We start from the raw sequence: 16,842 nt of genomic DNA, 5'->3' as shown, positions 1-16,842 counted from the left end.
ATATTTTTAATTTTAAATTTAATGAATTATAAGTTGCCAAAAATCAGGAAATTACTTATTAATCTAACGCTTTTTTCATACGAATACCCAAAACTACAGCCGAGGCAATCGTCAAAACTCCGATAACGACTAAGGCATAATTGATTCCCAGTCTGTCGGCAATAATTCCTGTGAGGATTGCACCAATGGCGTAGCCCAAATCACGCCAAAGTCTAAAAATCCCCACAGAACCAGCTCGGTCTTCGGGATGTGTATTTTCAGCCACCGTAGCCAAAAATGTGGGATAGACCATGGCTGTTCCCCAACCTAGTATCACAGATAAAATGATATAATGGGAGAGTTCAATAGCCCATGGAAAAATCAATAATACAATACCTTGTAAAATCATGCCGATGAAAAGCAATGCTTTTTTGGAATACAGATCCGCCATTTTTCCAGTAATCAACTGTCCCAATCCCCATACAGCAGGATAGGTGGCCATAACTATCCCAATAGCTTCTAAATCGAATCCTTTGCTGGCAAGTAAAATGGGGAATAGACCCCAAGCCATCCCGTCATTTAAGTTGTTGACCAGTCCAGCTTGGGTAACGGAACCTAAATTTGGGTGCTTCCATGTGGTCTCCCAAAAACTATTTTTTAGGCGAGGGATAGTGCTAATTGTATTTTCTGCTTGTACATGTTTTTGGGTGTCTTTGATTAGAAATATAGAGCCAAGTAATCCTAGGACTGCCATCCCTATCCCCAGATAGAAAGGATATGGACGTAAGCCGTATTCAGAAGCTATGTATCCTGTCAAAAAAGCAACAACAGCCACTGCTAAGTACCCAGCAAATTCATTGAGTCCCATGGCAAATCCGCGCTGCTTTTCTCCGACGAGGTCAATTTTCATAACGACGGTACTACTCCAAGCTAAACCTTGATTGATACCTAAAAGCACATTAGCCGCTACAATCCAATCCCATGAAGGTGCATACATTAAGATAAATGGCACAGGAAGTCCAAAAATCCATCCGATAACTAATAGATTTTTTCTTCCTATCCTATTGGCATATGTGCCTGCAAAGTAATTGGAGAAGGCTTTGATGGTACCAAATACCGCGATGAAGGAAAGAACGGCCGATTTTGCTGCTATTCCAAATTCCAATTCGGCTATCTGAGGAAGAATACTCCTCTCCAAGCCAATCATCCCACCCACAAAAGCATTGATGATCACCAAAAGGGTAAATTGCTTCCAGTTCTCTTGTAAGCCCAATGATATTTTTTCCATGTATTTCTGAATTGAAACACAAAAGTCCTAAGCTAAGCATCGGATTCCTTTTACATATGTTAAAAAGTAGGCTCTCGGAGGGCGGGGAATACTCGGAAAGAATTCAAACGAAAAAGGATGATTGGGGTTTATTTTGGGATTTTGTTGCTTTTGATAGAGAAAAAAAACTTTGGAGATTTGTGTTGATCTATAGAGATCTGTGTTTGAAATTTAGACACAGATTTGAAAAGTGGTTTCCGCTGATTGACACAGATTTTTTGGCTGTCGCCAAGGGATGATGGATAGGAAGATGTTGGTTTATTTTGGGGTTTTGTTGCTTTTGATAGAGAAAAAAACTGTGGAGATTTGTGTTGATCTGTAGACATCTGTGTTTGAAATTTGGACACAGATTTTAAAAGTGGTTTCCGCTGATTGACACAGATTTTTTGGCTGTCGCCAAGGGATGATGGATAGGAAGATGTTGGTTTATTTTGGGGTTTTGTTGCTTTTGATAGAGAAAAAAACTGTGGAGATTTGTGTTGATCTGTAGAGATCTGTGTTTGAAATTTAGACACAGATTTGAAAAGTGGTTTCCGCTGATTGACACAGATTTTTTGGCTGTCGCTAAGGGATGGTGGATAGGAAGATGTTGGTTTATTTGGGATTTTGGTGCTTTTGATAGAGAAAAAAACCGTGGAGATTTGTGTTGATCTGTAGAGATCTGTGTTTGAAATTTGGACACAGATTGGGAATGTGATGATCGCGGATTGACACAGATGGGTTTGCTGTCGCAAAGTTGGAGTAGCTCGCGGAAGACGCTGAAGACACGGAAAAATTAGAAGGAAAATTCAGGATTGATTTTGTGGAGGAAACTTCCTTGGAGTATGGAACAAAAGGGGCGTAGCCCTGATATCTTCGTAGTAGCCATTGAACGTTAGCAATTAGAGGGGCGTAGCCCTGATGTCTTAACTATTTCCGGATTGGTTTTTAAACACAGATTTGGAATGAGATTGTCACGGATTTACACGGATGGGTTTGCTGTCGCAAAGTTGGAGTAGCTCGCAGAAGGCGCGGAAGACACGGGAAAATTAGAAGGAAAATTCAGGAATGATTTTGTGGAGGAAACTTCCTTGGAGTATGGAACAAAAGGGGCGTAGCCCTGATATCTTCGTAGTAGCCATTGAACGTTAGCAATTAGAGGGGCGTAGCCCTGATGTCTTAACTATTTCCGGATTGGTTTTTAAACACAGATTTGGAATGAGATTGTCACGGATTGACACGGATGGGTTTGCTGTCGCAAAGTGGGGATATGCTCGTGGAAAGTGCGGAAACCATGGAACGAACTTGATGAAAAATGAGTTATCTGGCTCCTTTTGCTCGTATCCTACTTAGGCTGACTTGGGTGATTCCGAGGTAAGAAGCTATGTGCTTGAGGGGAACACGTTGTAAAATATCAGGCGAAGAGGTTATAAGGTCATGATACCGCTCTTCAGCCGTATGGAATTGGATACTTTCTATCCTATTAACGGTATCTACATAGGCAGCTTCAAAAATTTTACGAAACAGGCGCTCAATTTCGGGGGAAGTATCATATAAATCAAACAAGGCTGGGGAATGAATACCGATGAAATCAGCGTCTTCCAAAACTTGAATACCTTTTTTGCTGGGCTTACCTGTAAACAAACTCTCTACCCTCGCAATCAGCGAGTTTTCTAAGGCAAAGGATTCTGTAATGTCAGTTCCATCCTTGTAGTAGTAGATCCTGGCTATCCCTTTTTTGACAAAGTATATAGTCTTACAGGTATGCCCAATGGCTTGGAGATCCTGGTTTTTGGGAATATGTACAGCTGAACAAATAGCCTTAATTGCTTCCTGAGAGGCAGGTGAAAGTTTTTGGAGTCTTTCAAAGTAGTGGATCAAAGTTGAAAAGTCTTCTGTCAAAGGGATGATGGTTTTGTTGTTAGGATTGCTTAGCGGATTAATGGGTTTAAACTCAACAGATTTTCTTAAAGCTGTTTTCTATCGTGTGTAAAGAAGGGCTTTTCAACTAATGCATGTTCAAATATGCAAAATATTTATTTTTTGCACAAGTATAAATGCATTAAATGTTTATATTTGCACAAGTATATGTACAGTTATGGAAGAGCTATTGTTAAATTCCGAACAATTGATTCATGAAGTCTCTCTAGACTTTAAAAGATATCTTTTTGCTCAAATTAATTGGGAAAACAGATTGATAGGTATCAAAGGTGCCAGGGGAACAGGTAAAACTACGCTCTTACTCCAGAGATTAAAAGAATCCCAGCTTCCGATTTCACAGAAAGCGTATTTTTCTTTGGATGATATATATTTTTCAGGGAATCGGTTGACTGACACAGTAAAAACATTTTATCAGCAGGGGGGTAAACTGTTGGTATTGGATGAGGTGCATAAGTATCCTACATGGTCACAGGAAATCAAAAATCTTTATGATCGGTATAGAGATTTAGAAATAATCTTTACTGGTTCATCCATTATTGATATCGCCAAGCAGGAAGGGGATTTGAGCAGGAGAGCGCTTATGTATGAGTTGAAAGGGCTTTCCTACCGTGAATATCTTACATATACTTATGGATTGGATTTACCTTCTATTGAGTTAGAAAAGCCTTTGTTTGAAAAAGAAAGTATTCGGAGCAACTTCCCAACTGATTTCAAGCCCTTGAGGTATTTTCAAGAGTATCTCAAGCAAGGTTACTACCCTTATCAATCTGAAGATAAGTTGGGGTATTATCAACGAATCAAGCAGCAAACACGGCTGATTGTAGAATATGATATGGCCGAACTTAAAGGATTCGATATTAGGCATGCAAAAAAAATGTTACAGTTGCTTTTTGTGGTAGCGCAGCAAGTGCCCTTTAAACCTAATATTAATAAACTTGCGGAAAAGACGGGCATCCATAGAAATTCGATTAATAATTACCTGTATTTTTTGGAGGAAGCGCGGCTTTTAAGTCTTCTTCAAAGTAGTGGTAACAGTACCGCAATTCTTCAAAAACCTGAAAAAATATTTCTTGAAAATACCAATCTGTTGTATGCACTTTCGGAAGAATCTCCTGCAATCGGTACTGTAAGAGAATTGTTTTTTAACAATCAAGTAGGGGTTAATCATACCATTTCATATCCAAAAGCAGGTGATTTTTTGGTGGATAGTAAATATGTTTTTGAGATTGGAGGTAAAAATAAAGATGCTAAGCAAGTCAGTGCAATTGAAAACTCTTGGCTTGTCAAAGATGACCTTGAATATCCAGTGGGGAAATCTATTCCTCTATGGCTTTTTGGTTTCTTATATTGATAGGATTACTGTAAACGCTTTCTTCTTCTAAATCCACCCAGCCGCTAAGGCAACTGACATCAAGATCAACAAAACCGCTACCGTCATTTGAATAGATTTCAGTGTCACTTTCTTCAGAAGCTTGTTTCCAATGTAGGCACCTGCAATTGCTGCAAGGGTTGCAGTCACTACCACAGTCAGGTTATCACTTACATCCGTGCTTACAAAGCGGGTAGCATACACACTCAGTCTGGTAAAATCAACAAAGGTGGATACGACTACTGCTGTGCCGATAAATGCTTCTTTGGATAATCCTGCCTTGATCAAAAATGCGGCACGAAGTGCTCCTTGATTCCCTGAAAGTCCTCCGAAAAAGCCACTCAAAGCTCCTCCTAAGGCTAGTTTTTCTTTCCCAAATTGAAGATTTTGGAAATAGGGGATTAAGTCCATCAAAGCAAAAATTATCAAAAGGATAGCGACGATAAATTTCATCGGCTCGACCAAAAAGATCCGTCCAAAAAGTTCATAGCTAAATAGTGGGTCCAATTCGGTGATGTTGAGTAAAACCCAAGAACCCGCAAAAGCAGCAATCACCGCAGGGACTCCAAATCTGATGAGGACTGCTTTATCCGCATTTTTTCCTACCAGCAATAATTTGAAGATGTTATTGAAAAAGTGCACCACTCCTGTCAATGCAACTGCCAGGTCTACGGGAAAGAAGACCATAAAAACAGGAGTCAAGATGGTTCCTAAGCCAAACCCCGAAAAGAAAGTGAGGATAGCCGTGAAAAATGCAGCAATGGCAATAAACAAAATTTCCATTAGGGCTTCAGTAGTTTTAGAAATGCATCGTTGTCAGGATGTTGATTGAAGCTGTTAAATTCTAAGAAATAGCCTCCTGTGTCAGTGCCAACAAATGCTTGGTAGCGTTTTTCAGCGCCTTCATACCACTCCCCGTGTAGTGGAAATGGAGCCTGTGTTTGTACATATTGATACCAGCCATCCAAGTCATTTACAATAAAGGCAATGCTGCTACCCTTTTTTTCGGTAAAATTGTGCATGCCTCTACGCTCATCAACCAATCCGATATATCCTGTTTGAGATGCCTGAAATACTTTTGCCCAACCTTGGTCGACCATCAATGGAAGACCGACTTTTTCCTTGTAGAAGACTTCCGCTTCTTGTAAGTCCTCATAATAGGTCCAAAATACAGCTCCATAAAAACCCAAACCTGCTGCGATGGAAGGGTCGGTGGTTGGTAGCGGATCAAATTTTTGCAATTGAGGCATCAACAATTCATTTTCAGGATGCTGTTTGAAAGTTTCAAATTCCAGCAAATACCCTTCCGGATCAATAGCCACAAAGCCATCATGTGCATTGTCAGTTTTTGGTTTGTAGGTGTATTTGATAGGAACATTTTTCTCTAACAGATAGGCGTACCATTCGGGCAATTGGTCAGTCAACAAGGCGATGGCAACAGTTTTTGGTTCATCGGCTTTGTGCCTTCCGACAGATTCATCTACGATAGTCAAGTAGGCATCCAAAGAAATTTGGAAGGTTTTTGCGAAGGTGTAGTCTGACACCTTTTCTAACCCAAGCAATTGCCCATAAAAAGCATCAGCCCCTTGCAGGTCTTTGTAATAAAGAAAAATGTTGGTTGCTTGGATACCGAAATCAGGGAGTGATTGAAAGTCCGTATTCTTGGAAAGTAAGTGATTGATGTAGTGTGAAGGATAGCCCAATAATCTCCCGAATCGTCTTGCTGCTGCCTCCGAATCGAGTTTGGAGAGATTGCTTTTTAAGTCCAAATAGGCTGCGAGAGAATTTTCTTTATGGAAAATCAGCACTTCTTTTCCTGAAGCCACAGACGAAGGAAATAAGGAAGTTTGTACCAACTCAGGTTCTCTAAATACCCCTATCCCCGCATTCTCAGCCATGGCGATGACGTCCTCCCATAGTTTATCCACCATTTGGGATTCCATAGGTTCGCTTAGGGCAATGGGCTTCACATCCGCGGCAACCATTTCTATAAAGGCATGGATATGACCCAAATGTTCGGCTTTTTCAGTGGAGGCTTGGCAGCTGAACAAAAGGCTTAGGAGCAATAAGTAGAGAATATTTTTCATAAAGGGGATGGATTGAAACAGGAAGTTAATGAAAAAATGAGAATGCTTAACGTTCAAATGATACCAGGTGCATTTTTTAAACATAGGTTGATGGATGAAAGACTTAAAGATGATTCACCGATTACAAAAACAACCTAGGTATATACAGGTATTGTGGTAAAAATGGGTGGGGGTTTAACCTTTGAGGTTATTTAGCACCTCGGTTTTCAACTATTTCACGCGGCGAGCGCAAAGAAATTCGCAACGAGCGGAGCGGGGGGTATTTAAATATTTTCACGCAGCGAGCCCTGCGTTAATCGTTGCGATCGCTGCGAGAAACTATCTTTTTTATCCAAAATACCTCCCCCTAAACTGATGAGGGGTTTCGCCAGTATGTTTTTTAAAGAACTTAACGAAGTAGGAGGCATCGTTAAATTGAAGTAAATCGGCGATTTGGTTGATGTTTTCAAAATAAGCCTTGAGCTTTCACCCAAGGCCTTCAATCATTTATTGAGATAATAACTACACCATCGTTTTTTCTTCATCAAATACAATCTTGAAAGAAGGATCATCGTCGGTATAATTAACATTGATGATCTTTTCTGCTTTGTTCAAAAGGACTTTACTAGAACTATCCAAGTGTCGGATATAAACGGTTTTCCCCATTTTATGGTAGCGCTCGGTTACTTTATGAATAGCATCGATACCTGAGTGATCGACGATTCTACTTTCTGCAAAGTCAATGATGATTTCTTCCGGGTCTGTGATTGGGTCAAACTTCTGCCCGAAAGTCATCGCTGAAGCAAAAAATAAGGGTCCGAATACTTCGTAATGTTTCACTCCGTTTTCATCAATATGCTTTCTTGTGCGGATCATTTTGGCATTTTGCCAGGCAAATACCAAGGCTGAAATAATCACCCCTACCAGCACTGCCAAGGCAAGGTTATGTAAGAAGACTGTCACTAAGGTAACTACTACCATTACTAAGACATCATGAAAAGGTACTTTTCTGAATACTTTCAAGGAAGCCCATTCAAAAGTTCCGATAGCCACCATAAACATCAAGCCAACCAATGCTGCCATAGGGATCATTTCAATGTAGCTGGAAAGAAATAGGATAAAGATTAATAACCCTACAGATGCCACAATCCCCGAAATCCGGCTACGACCTCCGGCATTCACATTAATCAAAGATTGTCCTATCATGGCACAACCTCCCATGCCACCGAAGAATCCAGTAGTCAGGTTAGCGACACCCTGCGCAACACACTCTTTATTTCCATGTCCTCTGGTTTCGGTGATTTCATCGATTAAAGTCAAGGTTAGCAAACTCTCAATCAGACCAACCCCAGCCATAATAGCAGCATAGGGAAGTATAATCATAAAAGTTTCCCAATTGAATGGAACCATCGGAATATGAAATTCAGGCAATCCACCACTGATAGAGGCCAAATCGCCTACTGTTCGGGTATCTATTCCTCCAAAAATTACAACCAAAGAGATGGTCAGGATAGCAACCAATGCAGAAGGAACCGCTGTAGTTACTTTGGGTAGAAACTTGATGATGACCATGGTCAAAGCTACCAATCCTATCATTAGATATAATGGATTTCCAGTCATCCACTCCACTGTGCCGGCCGCTGTGGTAAATTTGAATTGCTCAAACTGGGCCATTCCAATGACGATAGCCAGACCATTTACAAATCCGAACATCACCGGATGCGGAACAAGGCGTATCAGCTTACCTAATTTTAAAAGCCCTACTGCAATTTGAATCAGGCCCATTAAAACGACGGCTGCAAAAAGGTATTCCACCCCATGAGATACTACTAAGGCTACTACTACCACTGCAATAGCACCCGTAGCACCGGAAATCATTCCGGGTCTACCACCCAAAATAGAGGTAATTAAACCGATAATAAATGCCGTGTATAAACCGATCAAGGGGCTTACTCCAGCAATTAAAGAAAAAGCTACTGCTTCTGGCACCAAAGCCAAGGCTACAGTCAAGCCTGATAATACTTCGTCTTTCAGATTTGCCTGTGTCGGTTTGAACAGGCGGTAAAACATCTGTGTCATGTTGTTTTGTTTGGGAAATTCTAAATTATTGATGCAATGCAAGGCTAGGAGACCTTGTTTAAAAACGGGAAAACGCTGAGGTAAAAAAACAAAATAATCAGGGTGGAGTAAGTGTCATGGGTCAATACTGATTTAATTTAAACTTCAAAGTTAACCTTTTGAAACAGAAAATCAGAATTTTATTTCAATTAATGAAATTTTACTATCAAATTATTGCTAATTTTCCAGACATAATCGACTCTTTTTAAAATAAAAGTTTGTATTGGGTTTCAGTGATTGTTTTATGCCTAAAATCAATTTTGGGATTAATAGCATGGCTATACGATAAGGATGCCTTTGGCAAGCCTCAGGCCCTTTGATAGATAAATACTGGGCAAAGACACTTTTTTCCTTTTCCCGTACTCGATTGCCTTGTTTTGCATTTGGTTGATAGATTCATCAAATAGGATGGAAGAGTCAATTAATTTAGATAAGTCCAGAAGAATTCATTATCTTGAATATGTATAGTTGAAATCTTAAACTCAATACAAAATCAATCAATCATGAAAGCAATCTGGAATAATCAAATAATCGCTGAAAGTAACCAAACGCTTCAAGTGGAAGGGAATCATTATTTTCCAGCAGATGCTATTAAGCAGGAGTTTTTCAAAACATCCGATACACATACTACTTGTCCTTGGAAAGGAGTAGCATCGTATTATCATGTGGAAGTAGACGGTAAAGTGAATAAAGATGCTGCTTGGTACTATCCTGACACGAAGCCTGCCGCTAGGGAAATAAAAAATTATGTAGCTTTTTGGAAAGGGGTGGAGGTGAAGCCTTAAATGTTGGAATTTTATTCCTGCTACAAATCAATGAAGGTCAAAGTGTAGATTACTTTGATATTCAGGGATCGTAAGTATTTATGGACATTTGGTCGAAAATGATTTTAAAAGCGTTGAGCCAACCTCAAAAAGTAACTAAAATTTTGATCGGGAGCTTTTGCTTGGCATTCTTGGGTTTTGGCTTTCTATTCCCTGAATCATTCAAACAAAACTTGGGTCAGTTGTCAGCCTTTTTATTGCAGGGCTTTGGATTTTACTATTTAGTATTGGGACTTTTTTCTGTCCTGCTTTTACTATTTCTTGCCTGTACAAAAATTGGTAATATCCGTCTTGGCGGAGAAACGCCAGATTACAACTGGTTTAGTTGGATAGCCATGTTATACAGTACTGGTATGGGGGCAGGTCTTTTGCTTCGTGCAGTACAGGAACCTGTTTACTATTACCAAAGTCCCCCTAGAGACTCTTCACTTTCAAAGGCGGATTTTGCCTTGGAATATACTTTTTTTCATTGGGGCTTGACCCCTTGGGCCTTTTACGGTCTTTTTGGATTGATCATGGCCTATATCATGTTTGTAAAAAATCAACCAGCATTAAGTTCCTCTCTTTTAGCGGGAAAATCCCAACAATCCATCATAGGGGTACTGATGAATGTTTTGACGATCATATGCACTCTTTTGGGTGTCGTGGCAGCATTAGGGCTTGGTGGGCGGCAGTTGCTGGAAGCAATGGGGGGCTTGTGGGGGTTTTCTCCGGCTCCCTTAGAAGCAATTTACGTGGTCATTGTGGTATGCATGTTAGCGACCGTATCGGCACTTCTCGGACTGAAAGCAGGCATCAGAAATATCTCCAACCTTACTATTGGTCTCGCATTAGTTCTCATGATTTTTGTTGCCTACTCTGGCTGGCAAAAAGGAGTTAGTTTTGGCTTTTTGACCACCTTGACGACTTATCTGTATGAGTTTGTACCCATGAGTCTCAATTTGGGTGGACTTCAAGTAAAGGCAGAATTTATGAAAGATTGGACGTATTTCTACTGGGCATTTTGGTTGGCTTGGGCTCCTTTTACGGGTGTCTTTATTGCAAGAATTTCCAAAGGAAGAAAGATTCGGGATTTTATTCTAGCAGTTTTGATTATTCCCTCATTAGGTACTTTTTGTTGGTTTACTGTTTTTGGTCAGCAGGCTTTTTACTTACTGGAATCGGGAATTGCTGATGCGGGGGATTTTGGGTCCATCTACACTGCTATATTCCGGTTTTTTGACTACTTACCATTTGCAGCTCTGACAAAAGGTATTTCACTTTTTTTGGTTTTTACCTTCTTGATTACCTCCGTAGACTCTGCCATTTTCGTATTGAGTATGTTTAGCGATGCTGGCAAGCAAGAGCCTTTGAAGAAGTTTAGGTGGACATGGGGACTATTGATAGGTTTATTTACCATTGTCTTGTTTTTGATAGGCCAAGAATCATTATTGGAAGCTGTATCTCAGCTTTTAATAGTATGTGCTCTTCCTTTTAGTGGGATGTTTTTGGGCATGGCGTTTTATTTTCTTAGATTGTTGTTTTGGAAAGATACGAAGCATGAATAGAGTAAAGGAACTTAAAAAGAGGTTTGAATTGTGTAGAAACTATTCAGGCAATATCTGCAAGCCTCTGGAAATTGAAGATTACGTCCCTCAGCCTATGATTGACGTTTCCCCGCCTAAATGGCATTTGGGTCATACCACTTGGTTTTTTGAGGCATTTGTTTTGGAAAAATATTGTTCAGGTTACGTTCTGTATCATGAGGATTTTTCTTATTTGTTTAACAGTTATTACAATAATGCAGGCGACAGGGTGCTTCGACCCAACAGAGGTTTGATGAGTAGACCTCCCGTTCGGGAAGTGATGGCCTATCGGGAATATGTTACAGGGCAAATGTTGGCATTCTTGGATACCGGGCCCGCTGAAGAAATTTTGGATATCATCGAAATAGGAATCAACCATGAGCAGCAACATCAAGAGCTTTTGATGTACGATATCAAATACATTCTTGGGAATCAGCCTACTTTTCCTATTTATGGGGAAGGGTTTGGAGTAGTGCAAGAAAATAGAAAAGGATTCCAACGGATAGAAGAGGGCTTACATAGCATAGGAGCATCTGGACAAGGATTTTGTTTTGACAATGAACTGGGGCAGCATCAGGTTTTCCTTCCATCCTTTGAAATTGCTGAAAATTTAGTAACCAATGGAGAGTACATGGCATTCATGGAGGATGGTGGGTATTTGGACTTCAATTGCTGGCTTTCGGAAGGCTGGGATTTTATTTTACGGGAAAAAATAGTAGCACCCCTCTACTGGCACAAAAAAAATGGAGATTGGTTCCACTATACACTCAAAGGCTTCGAAAAAGTGGATCAGTCCTTACCGGTACAGCATGTGAGTTTCTATGAGGCACAAGCTTTTGCTGAATGGAGCTGCATGAGGCTGCCTACGGAATTTGAGTGGGAAGTAGCTGCTGATAAGCTCAAGTGGGGACAGCTTTGGGAATGGACTTACAGTGCGTATTTACCTTATCCGGGATTTCAAAAAGCTCCTGGTGCTTTGGGTGAATACAATGGAAAATTTATGAGTAATCAGAATGTACTTCGAGGGGCATCCGTTGCAACGCCAGAGGGACATAGTCGCAAGACGTATAGAAATTTTTTTCATGCCTCTTGCAGATGGCTTTTTTCAGGAATAAGACTAGTAAAATAACAAGCATGAACCAATTTTATGAGGATGTCATCCATGGGTTGACATCAGGACAAAAATCACTCCCTTCCAAGTACTTCTATGATGAAAGAGGATCCAAAATTTTCCAAGAAATCATGGCTTTGGAAGAATATTATCTCCCAGAATGTGAAGTAGAAATCTTGCAAAACAGATCCACCGAAATTCTTTCCGAAATCCCTTTTGAGTCTTTGGATATTATTGAGCTGGGTGCAGGCGATGGTTCTAAAACGGTCATCTTTTTGAAAGAGGCTATGAAAGCGATCAAGCATCTAAACTATATTCCCATGGATATATCTCCTGAAATCCTAGAAGTGAATAAGGCTTTGGTATCTCAAAAATTACCGGGATTAAATGTTGAGGCAGTGGCAGGAGATTATTTAGAAACCATATCCCTTTTAAAAGAACGGAAAAATCCCCGATTGCTTCTTTTTATGGGAAGTAATATTGGAAATTTTCCAGGGGAAAAAGCCTTAGGGTTTATTCAGTTTATCAATGATTTTTTAAGACCAGGAGACTTTTTTTTGATGGGTGTAGATTTGAAAAAGAACCCTCACATCATTCGGGCAGCATACAACGACAGCGAAGGAGTGACCAAAAAATTCAATCTCAATTTACTGGGAAGAATCAACAGAGAATTGGGCGCTAATTTTGACGTGGAAGCCTTTGAGCATTATGGGGTATACAACCCTTTGACTGGTTCAGCCTTAAGTTTTTTGGTGAGTTTACAAGCTCAACGGATTAGTATTGGAGATATTTCAATCAACTTCGACCGCTATGAAACCATTCACACTGAAATATCCCAAAAGTACAGTTTGAAGGAGCTCGACACCATTGCGGCGAAAACTGGATTTTCTTGGGAACGACATTTTACTGACGAAAAAATTTATTTCTCGCTGAGTTTGATGAGGAAATGAGTAAAACCTGTTTAATTGGTTATTAGTTAAAGGGGGTTTTCGGATGGATGTTTTAAACTGATTTTTGAAACCCTCGATTAATTTTTAATAATTTTAAACTTCAAAACAATGGATTCAACCGATGTTCCAAATTTTCAAAAAAGGAATAGTCTTTTGATCCAGCAGTTAGCTTAAATTCAATCTGTGCTTGTGAGGCATCGGTGAAAGGAATGATTTTTGAATCAATATGACCCAAGAGATAATGGATTCCTTCAAAGGTCTAATTCCCATACTTAAATCGTAAGGGAAGAATCATATCCATCACAGCGTTTTCTCCATTGCTAGTGCCAGGTTTCCAGCGATGGGGGTATTTCAAGAGCAGACGAACTGCCTCTTTGGAAATAGATGGGTGAACTTCCTCCGGGTTATACACTTGAATATTTTTTATCGCACCTTCGGTATCAATCTCAAATTTCACATACACGGTTTCATTTAATCCTGAATATTTGACTTCATTAGGCATTTTCATGTTTTTATTCAAATATTCAAACCAACCTTGCATGTCCCCTTTAGGTAAAGGCATGGTTAAAGTAGGTTTGGGAAGGACCTGTCCATCTTGGTCGTAATACTGCTCTTCGATGAGTGTTCCGGATTTCGTTACTTTTTTACTTTTTAGTATGCCATCGGTAAAGTAGGTTTCTATAGTGGTGGTGGAAGTCAGTAAATCTTTTGTTGTTCGAGTGGTGAGCGCTCCATCGTTGGTGTATTCGGTATCAATTTTTTTGGTGGCTATTCCTTGTTCGTTTTTATCTACCCTTTTTTGTAGTACCGTAACCGTATCGGTAGTGAATGTAAGGATCAGTTCTGAAAGTTCATTGCCGGTTTTTATCATAAAAAAACTGGCAGGGGATGTTGGATTTGGTTGGATGGGAACTCGGTATTCGTTCAAATAGATGGTAGTCTGTCCTATGCTTTGGAAACTGATAAGGATGCCAACTAGAAAGATGAAAATGTTACGCATGATGAATATTTTGAAAGATAAACCATTAAGGAGTTAAGGTTCATTAAGGTTTTTCTTTTTCCTTTATGGTGAGGATAAACCATTAAGGAGTGAAGAGTCATTAAGAGAGGACTTAATTTTCTTAATTCCTTCATGGTGAAAAACCATTAAGGGATTAAGGTTCATTAAGATTTTTTAATTCCTTGATTGTGAAAGTAAACCATTAAGGAGTGAAGGGGCGTTAAGAGAGGACTTAATTTTCTTAATTCCTTCATGGTGAAAAACCATTAAGGAGTTAAGGTTTATTAAGGTTTTTCTTAAATCATTGATGGTGAAAGTAAACCATTAAGGAGTGAAGGGTCATTAAGAGAGGACTTAATTTTCTTAATTCCTTCATTGTAAAAAACCATTAAGAAGTGAAGGTTCATTAAGGTTTTTCTTAAATCATTGATGGTGAAAGTAAACCATTAAGGAGTAAATGGATATTAAGAGAGGACTTAATTTTCTTAATTCCTTCATGGTGAGAATAAACCATTAAGGGATTAAGGTTCATTAAGATTTTTTTAATTCCGTTTATGGTAACAAAAAAATTACTAGATTAATGGGTGTGGTTAGTCGAAAGGTTTATAATAAATGTTTCCGCTTATGACAAAACGAGAGGTAACTCAGCTATCTTATGAAATTGTGGGGCTTGCAATTAAAGTTCATAAAGAATTGGGTCCAGGATTGCTTGAGAGTGTTTATGAGCATTGTCTACGGCACGAACTTTTAAAAAATGGTTACGAAGTTGATCAGCAAATGCGGGTTCCTGTAATTTATGACTCCTTGGAGATGGAAGTCAATTTAAGGGTCGATTTGCTGGTAAATAAAACGGTAGTGGTAGAATTGAAAGCCATAGAGAATATACTTCCGGTCCACGAAGCGCAATTATTGACTTACATGAAGCTTCTAAAGAAGCCACAGGGACTTTTGATCAATTTCTTCACTGATAACATTACACGTAGCAAAAAACCTTTTGTGAATGAATACTTTGCACAACTCCCTGAATGATGAACCATTAAGGAGTTAAGGGGCATTAAGGTTTTTCTTAAATCATTGATGGTGAAAGTAAACCATTAAGGGATTAAGGTTCATTAAGATTTTTTAATTCCTTGATTGTGAAAGTAAACCATTGAGGAGTGAATGGACATTAAGAGAGGACTTAATTTTCTTAATTCCTTCATGGTGAAAAACCATTAAGGAGTTAAGGTTTATTAAGGTTTTTCTTAAATCATTGATGGTGAAAGTGAACCATTAAGGGATTAAGGTTCATTAAGGGTTTTTAATTCTTTGATTGTGAAAGTAAACCATTGAGGAGTGAAGGTGCGTTAAGAGAGGACTTAATTTTCTTAATTCCTTCATGGTGAAAAACCATTAAGGAGTTAAGGTTCATTAAGGTTTTTCTTTTTCCTTTATGGTGAGGATAAACCATTAAGGAGTTAAGGTTCATTAAGGTTTTTCTTTTTCCTTTATGGTGAGGATAAACCATTAAGGAGTGAAGGTTTATTAAGATTTTTCTTTTTCCTTTATGGTGAGGATAAACCATTAAGGAGTGAAGGGGCATTAAGGTTTTACCTAATTCCTTGATTGTGAAAGTAAACCATTGAGGAGTGAAGGGGCGTTAAGAGAGGACTTAATTTTCTTAATTCCTTCATGGTAAAAAACCATTTAGGAGTTAAGGTTCATTAAGCTAGTCCTTAATTCCTTGATGGTAAGCCAATCCCGGAACTTCTGAAATCTACAGGACTCATGCCCGTAGTCTTTTTGAAGAATTTACTAAACTGAGGATATTCTTCATACCCCAATTCATATCCTATCGACTTTATCGGTAACTCTGTGTAGATCAGCAATCGCTTGGCCTCAGTCGCTATTCTTTCATGGATCACCTGTAAAGGCGATGTATGACTTACTTTTGAAAATACATTCGAAAGCGTTTTCGGAGATTTATGTAACAATTCGGCATATTCAGCTACAGACTTCTTTTCTTTGTAATGCTCCTCAACCAAAACATTGAAAGACCTAACCAAATCAATTTCTTCCTGTTTTTCTGAGTTTTTAAGTAACTGCTTGCGCGCCAACCTCGTCAGGCGTATAATGAATCTTTTTAGCAGAATCCTGAGCATTTCTTCCTGATTGACATCATGGATGATAAATTCTTGTTGTAACACCTGAAGCAAATTGCTTAGTTTTTCAGTTTCATCAGGATCAAGCTGTAAGATTGGAGTGAAGTCTGAACCAAAAAAGAGCAGTCCATTGCAAGAAACTTCTTGGTCAAAGGTATGTATGCAATAAAACTCCCGATTGAATAAAAGTACAACCAGATCTTTTGAATCATGTGGAATTCTCACTTCCTGATGGTAGGTAGTGCACGCGACATGATTGGGTTTGATGGATACTTGAAAATGATTGACCTTAATATTAATTTCTTCTGTGCCTTTGTTCCATAGGAATTTCAAAAATCTCGATGAGCCATTCAATTTTTCATGGATTGCTTGACCGGACACGAGTATAAAGCTGGCACCAAGCTTCTTTTCATTGTAGAGGTATTCCATTACTTTACCGTTTTTTGGTTTTCCTATTTTTTGTAAAGAAAAC

The 16,842-nt window shown here is 39.1% G+C and carries 14 protein-coding genes; 6 read left to right on the top strand and 8 right to left on the bottom strand.

Annotated features, from left to right (window positions below):
- Positions 1-58: 58 nt before the first annotated feature.
- Both IPZ59_RS03920 and IPZ59_RS03915 read right to left on the bottom strand, forming a co-directional pair.
- Positions 59-1,267, bottom strand: a complete 1,209-nt coding sequence (locus tag IPZ59_RS03920) for an MFS transporter (protein WP_236138576.1) — start codon at positions 1,265-1,267, stop codon at positions 59-61.
- Positions 1,268-2,605: 1,338 nt separating this feature from the next.
- Complete coding sequence (locus IPZ59_RS03915) at positions 2,606-3,187, bottom strand: Crp/Fnr family transcriptional regulator (protein ID WP_236138575.1); 582 nt, start codon at positions 3,185-3,187, stop codon at positions 2,606-2,608.
- A gap of 196 nt (positions 3,188-3,383) precedes the next feature.
- Between IPZ59_RS03915 and IPZ59_RS03910 the strand changes: the two genes are divergently transcribed.
- Positions 3,384-4,577 carry an ATP-binding protein gene (locus IPZ59_RS03910; RefSeq protein WP_236138574.1) on the top strand — a complete coding sequence of 398 codons (1,194 nt, stop codon included), beginning with the start codon at positions 3,384-3,386 and terminating at the stop codon, positions 4,575-4,577.
- 27 nt (positions 4,578-4,604) lie between these two features.
- Here IPZ59_RS03910 and IPZ59_RS03905 read toward each other — a convergent pair whose 3' ends face one another.
- From IPZ59_RS03905 to IPZ59_RS03890, 4 genes are all read right to left on the bottom strand, one after another.
- Positions 4,605-5,378 (bottom strand): sulfite exporter TauE/SafE family protein, encoded by a 774-nt coding sequence (locus IPZ59_RS03905; protein ID WP_236138573.1) that lies wholly within the window; start codon positions 5,376-5,378, stop codon positions 4,605-4,607.
- Positions 5,378-6,682, bottom strand: a complete 1,305-nt coding sequence (locus IPZ59_RS03900; RefSeq protein WP_236138572.1) for a VOC family protein — start codon at positions 6,680-6,682, stop codon at positions 5,378-5,380. Before IPZ59_RS03900 ends, IPZ59_RS03905 begins: the two co-directional genes overlap by 1 nt.
- A gap of 327 nt (positions 6,683-7,009) precedes the next feature.
- Complete coding sequence (locus tag IPZ59_RS03895) at positions 7,010-7,114, bottom strand: AraC family transcriptional regulator (protein ID WP_229800618.1); 105 nt, start codon at positions 7,112-7,114, stop codon at positions 7,010-7,012.
- A 69-nt stretch (positions 7,115-7,183) separates the two neighbouring features.
- Positions 7,184-8,740, bottom strand: a complete 1,557-nt coding sequence (locus tag IPZ59_RS03890; protein ID WP_236138571.1) for a SulP family inorganic anion transporter — start codon at positions 8,738-8,740, stop codon at positions 7,184-7,186.
- Between the two features lie 542 nt (positions 8,741-9,282).
- Between IPZ59_RS03890 and IPZ59_RS03885 the strand changes: the two genes are divergently transcribed.
- The 4 genes from IPZ59_RS03885 to egtD all read left to right on the top strand — a co-directional run bounded on the left by IPZ59_RS03885 (position 9,283) and on the right by egtD (position 13,229).
- Positions 9,283-9,564 carry a DUF427 domain-containing protein gene (locus IPZ59_RS03885; protein ID WP_236138570.1) on the top strand — a complete coding sequence of 94 codons (282 nt, stop codon included), beginning with the start codon at positions 9,283-9,285 and terminating at the stop codon, positions 9,562-9,564.
- Positions 9,565-9,662: 98 nt separating this feature from the next.
- Positions 9,663-11,150: a BCCT family transporter gene (locus tag IPZ59_RS03880; RefSeq protein WP_236138569.1), complete on the top strand. Its 1,488-nt coding sequence runs from the start codon at positions 9,663-9,665 to the stop codon at positions 11,148-11,150.
- Positions 11,143-12,297, top strand: coding sequence for an ergothioneine biosynthesis protein EgtB (egtB, locus tag IPZ59_RS03875; protein WP_236138568.1), 1,155 nt, complete (start codon positions 11,143-11,145; stop codon positions 12,295-12,297). Before IPZ59_RS03880 ends, egtB begins: the two co-directional genes overlap by 8 nt.
- A 5-nt stretch (positions 12,298-12,302) precedes the next feature.
- The gene (gene egtD, locus IPZ59_RS03870) at positions 12,303-13,229 is read left to right on the top strand and encodes an L-histidine N(alpha)-methyltransferase (protein WP_236138567.1); all 927 of its coding nucleotides are present in this window, start codon (positions 12,303-12,305) and stop codon (positions 13,227-13,229) included.
- A 259-nt stretch (positions 13,230-13,488) separates the two neighbouring features.
- On the opposite strand, the gene IPZ59_RS03865 is transcribed toward egtD, so the two are convergent.
- Positions 13,489-14,229: an energy transducer TonB gene (locus IPZ59_RS03865; RefSeq protein ID WP_236138566.1), complete on the bottom strand. Its 741-nt coding sequence runs from the start codon at positions 14,227-14,229 to the stop codon at positions 13,489-13,491.
- Positions 14,230-14,853: 624 nt separating this feature from the next.
- On the opposite strand from IPZ59_RS03865, the gene IPZ59_RS03860 reads away from it, so the two are divergent.
- Positions 14,854-15,258: a GxxExxY protein gene (locus IPZ59_RS03860; protein WP_236138565.1), complete on the top strand. Its 405-nt coding sequence runs from the start codon at positions 14,854-14,856 to the stop codon at positions 15,256-15,258.
- Positions 15,259-15,944: 686 nt separating this feature from the next.
- Here IPZ59_RS03860 and IPZ59_RS03855 read toward each other — a convergent pair.
- On the bottom strand, positions 15,945-16,799 hold the full coding sequence (locus IPZ59_RS03855; RefSeq protein WP_236138564.1) for a helix-turn-helix domain-containing protein: 855 nt from the start codon (positions 16,797-16,799) through the stop codon (positions 15,945-15,947).
- Positions 16,800-16,842 lie beyond the last annotated feature (43 nt).

This window comes from Mongoliitalea daihaiensis (genome assembly GCF_021596945.1).
GTDB classification, from domain to species: Bacteria; Bacteroidota; Bacteroidia; order Cytophagales; family Cyclobacteriaceae; genus Mongoliitalea; species Mongoliitalea daihaiensis.
The sequence above is the reverse complement of the archived record's forward strand: the minus strand, read 5'-3'. Positions and strand labels throughout refer to the sequence as shown.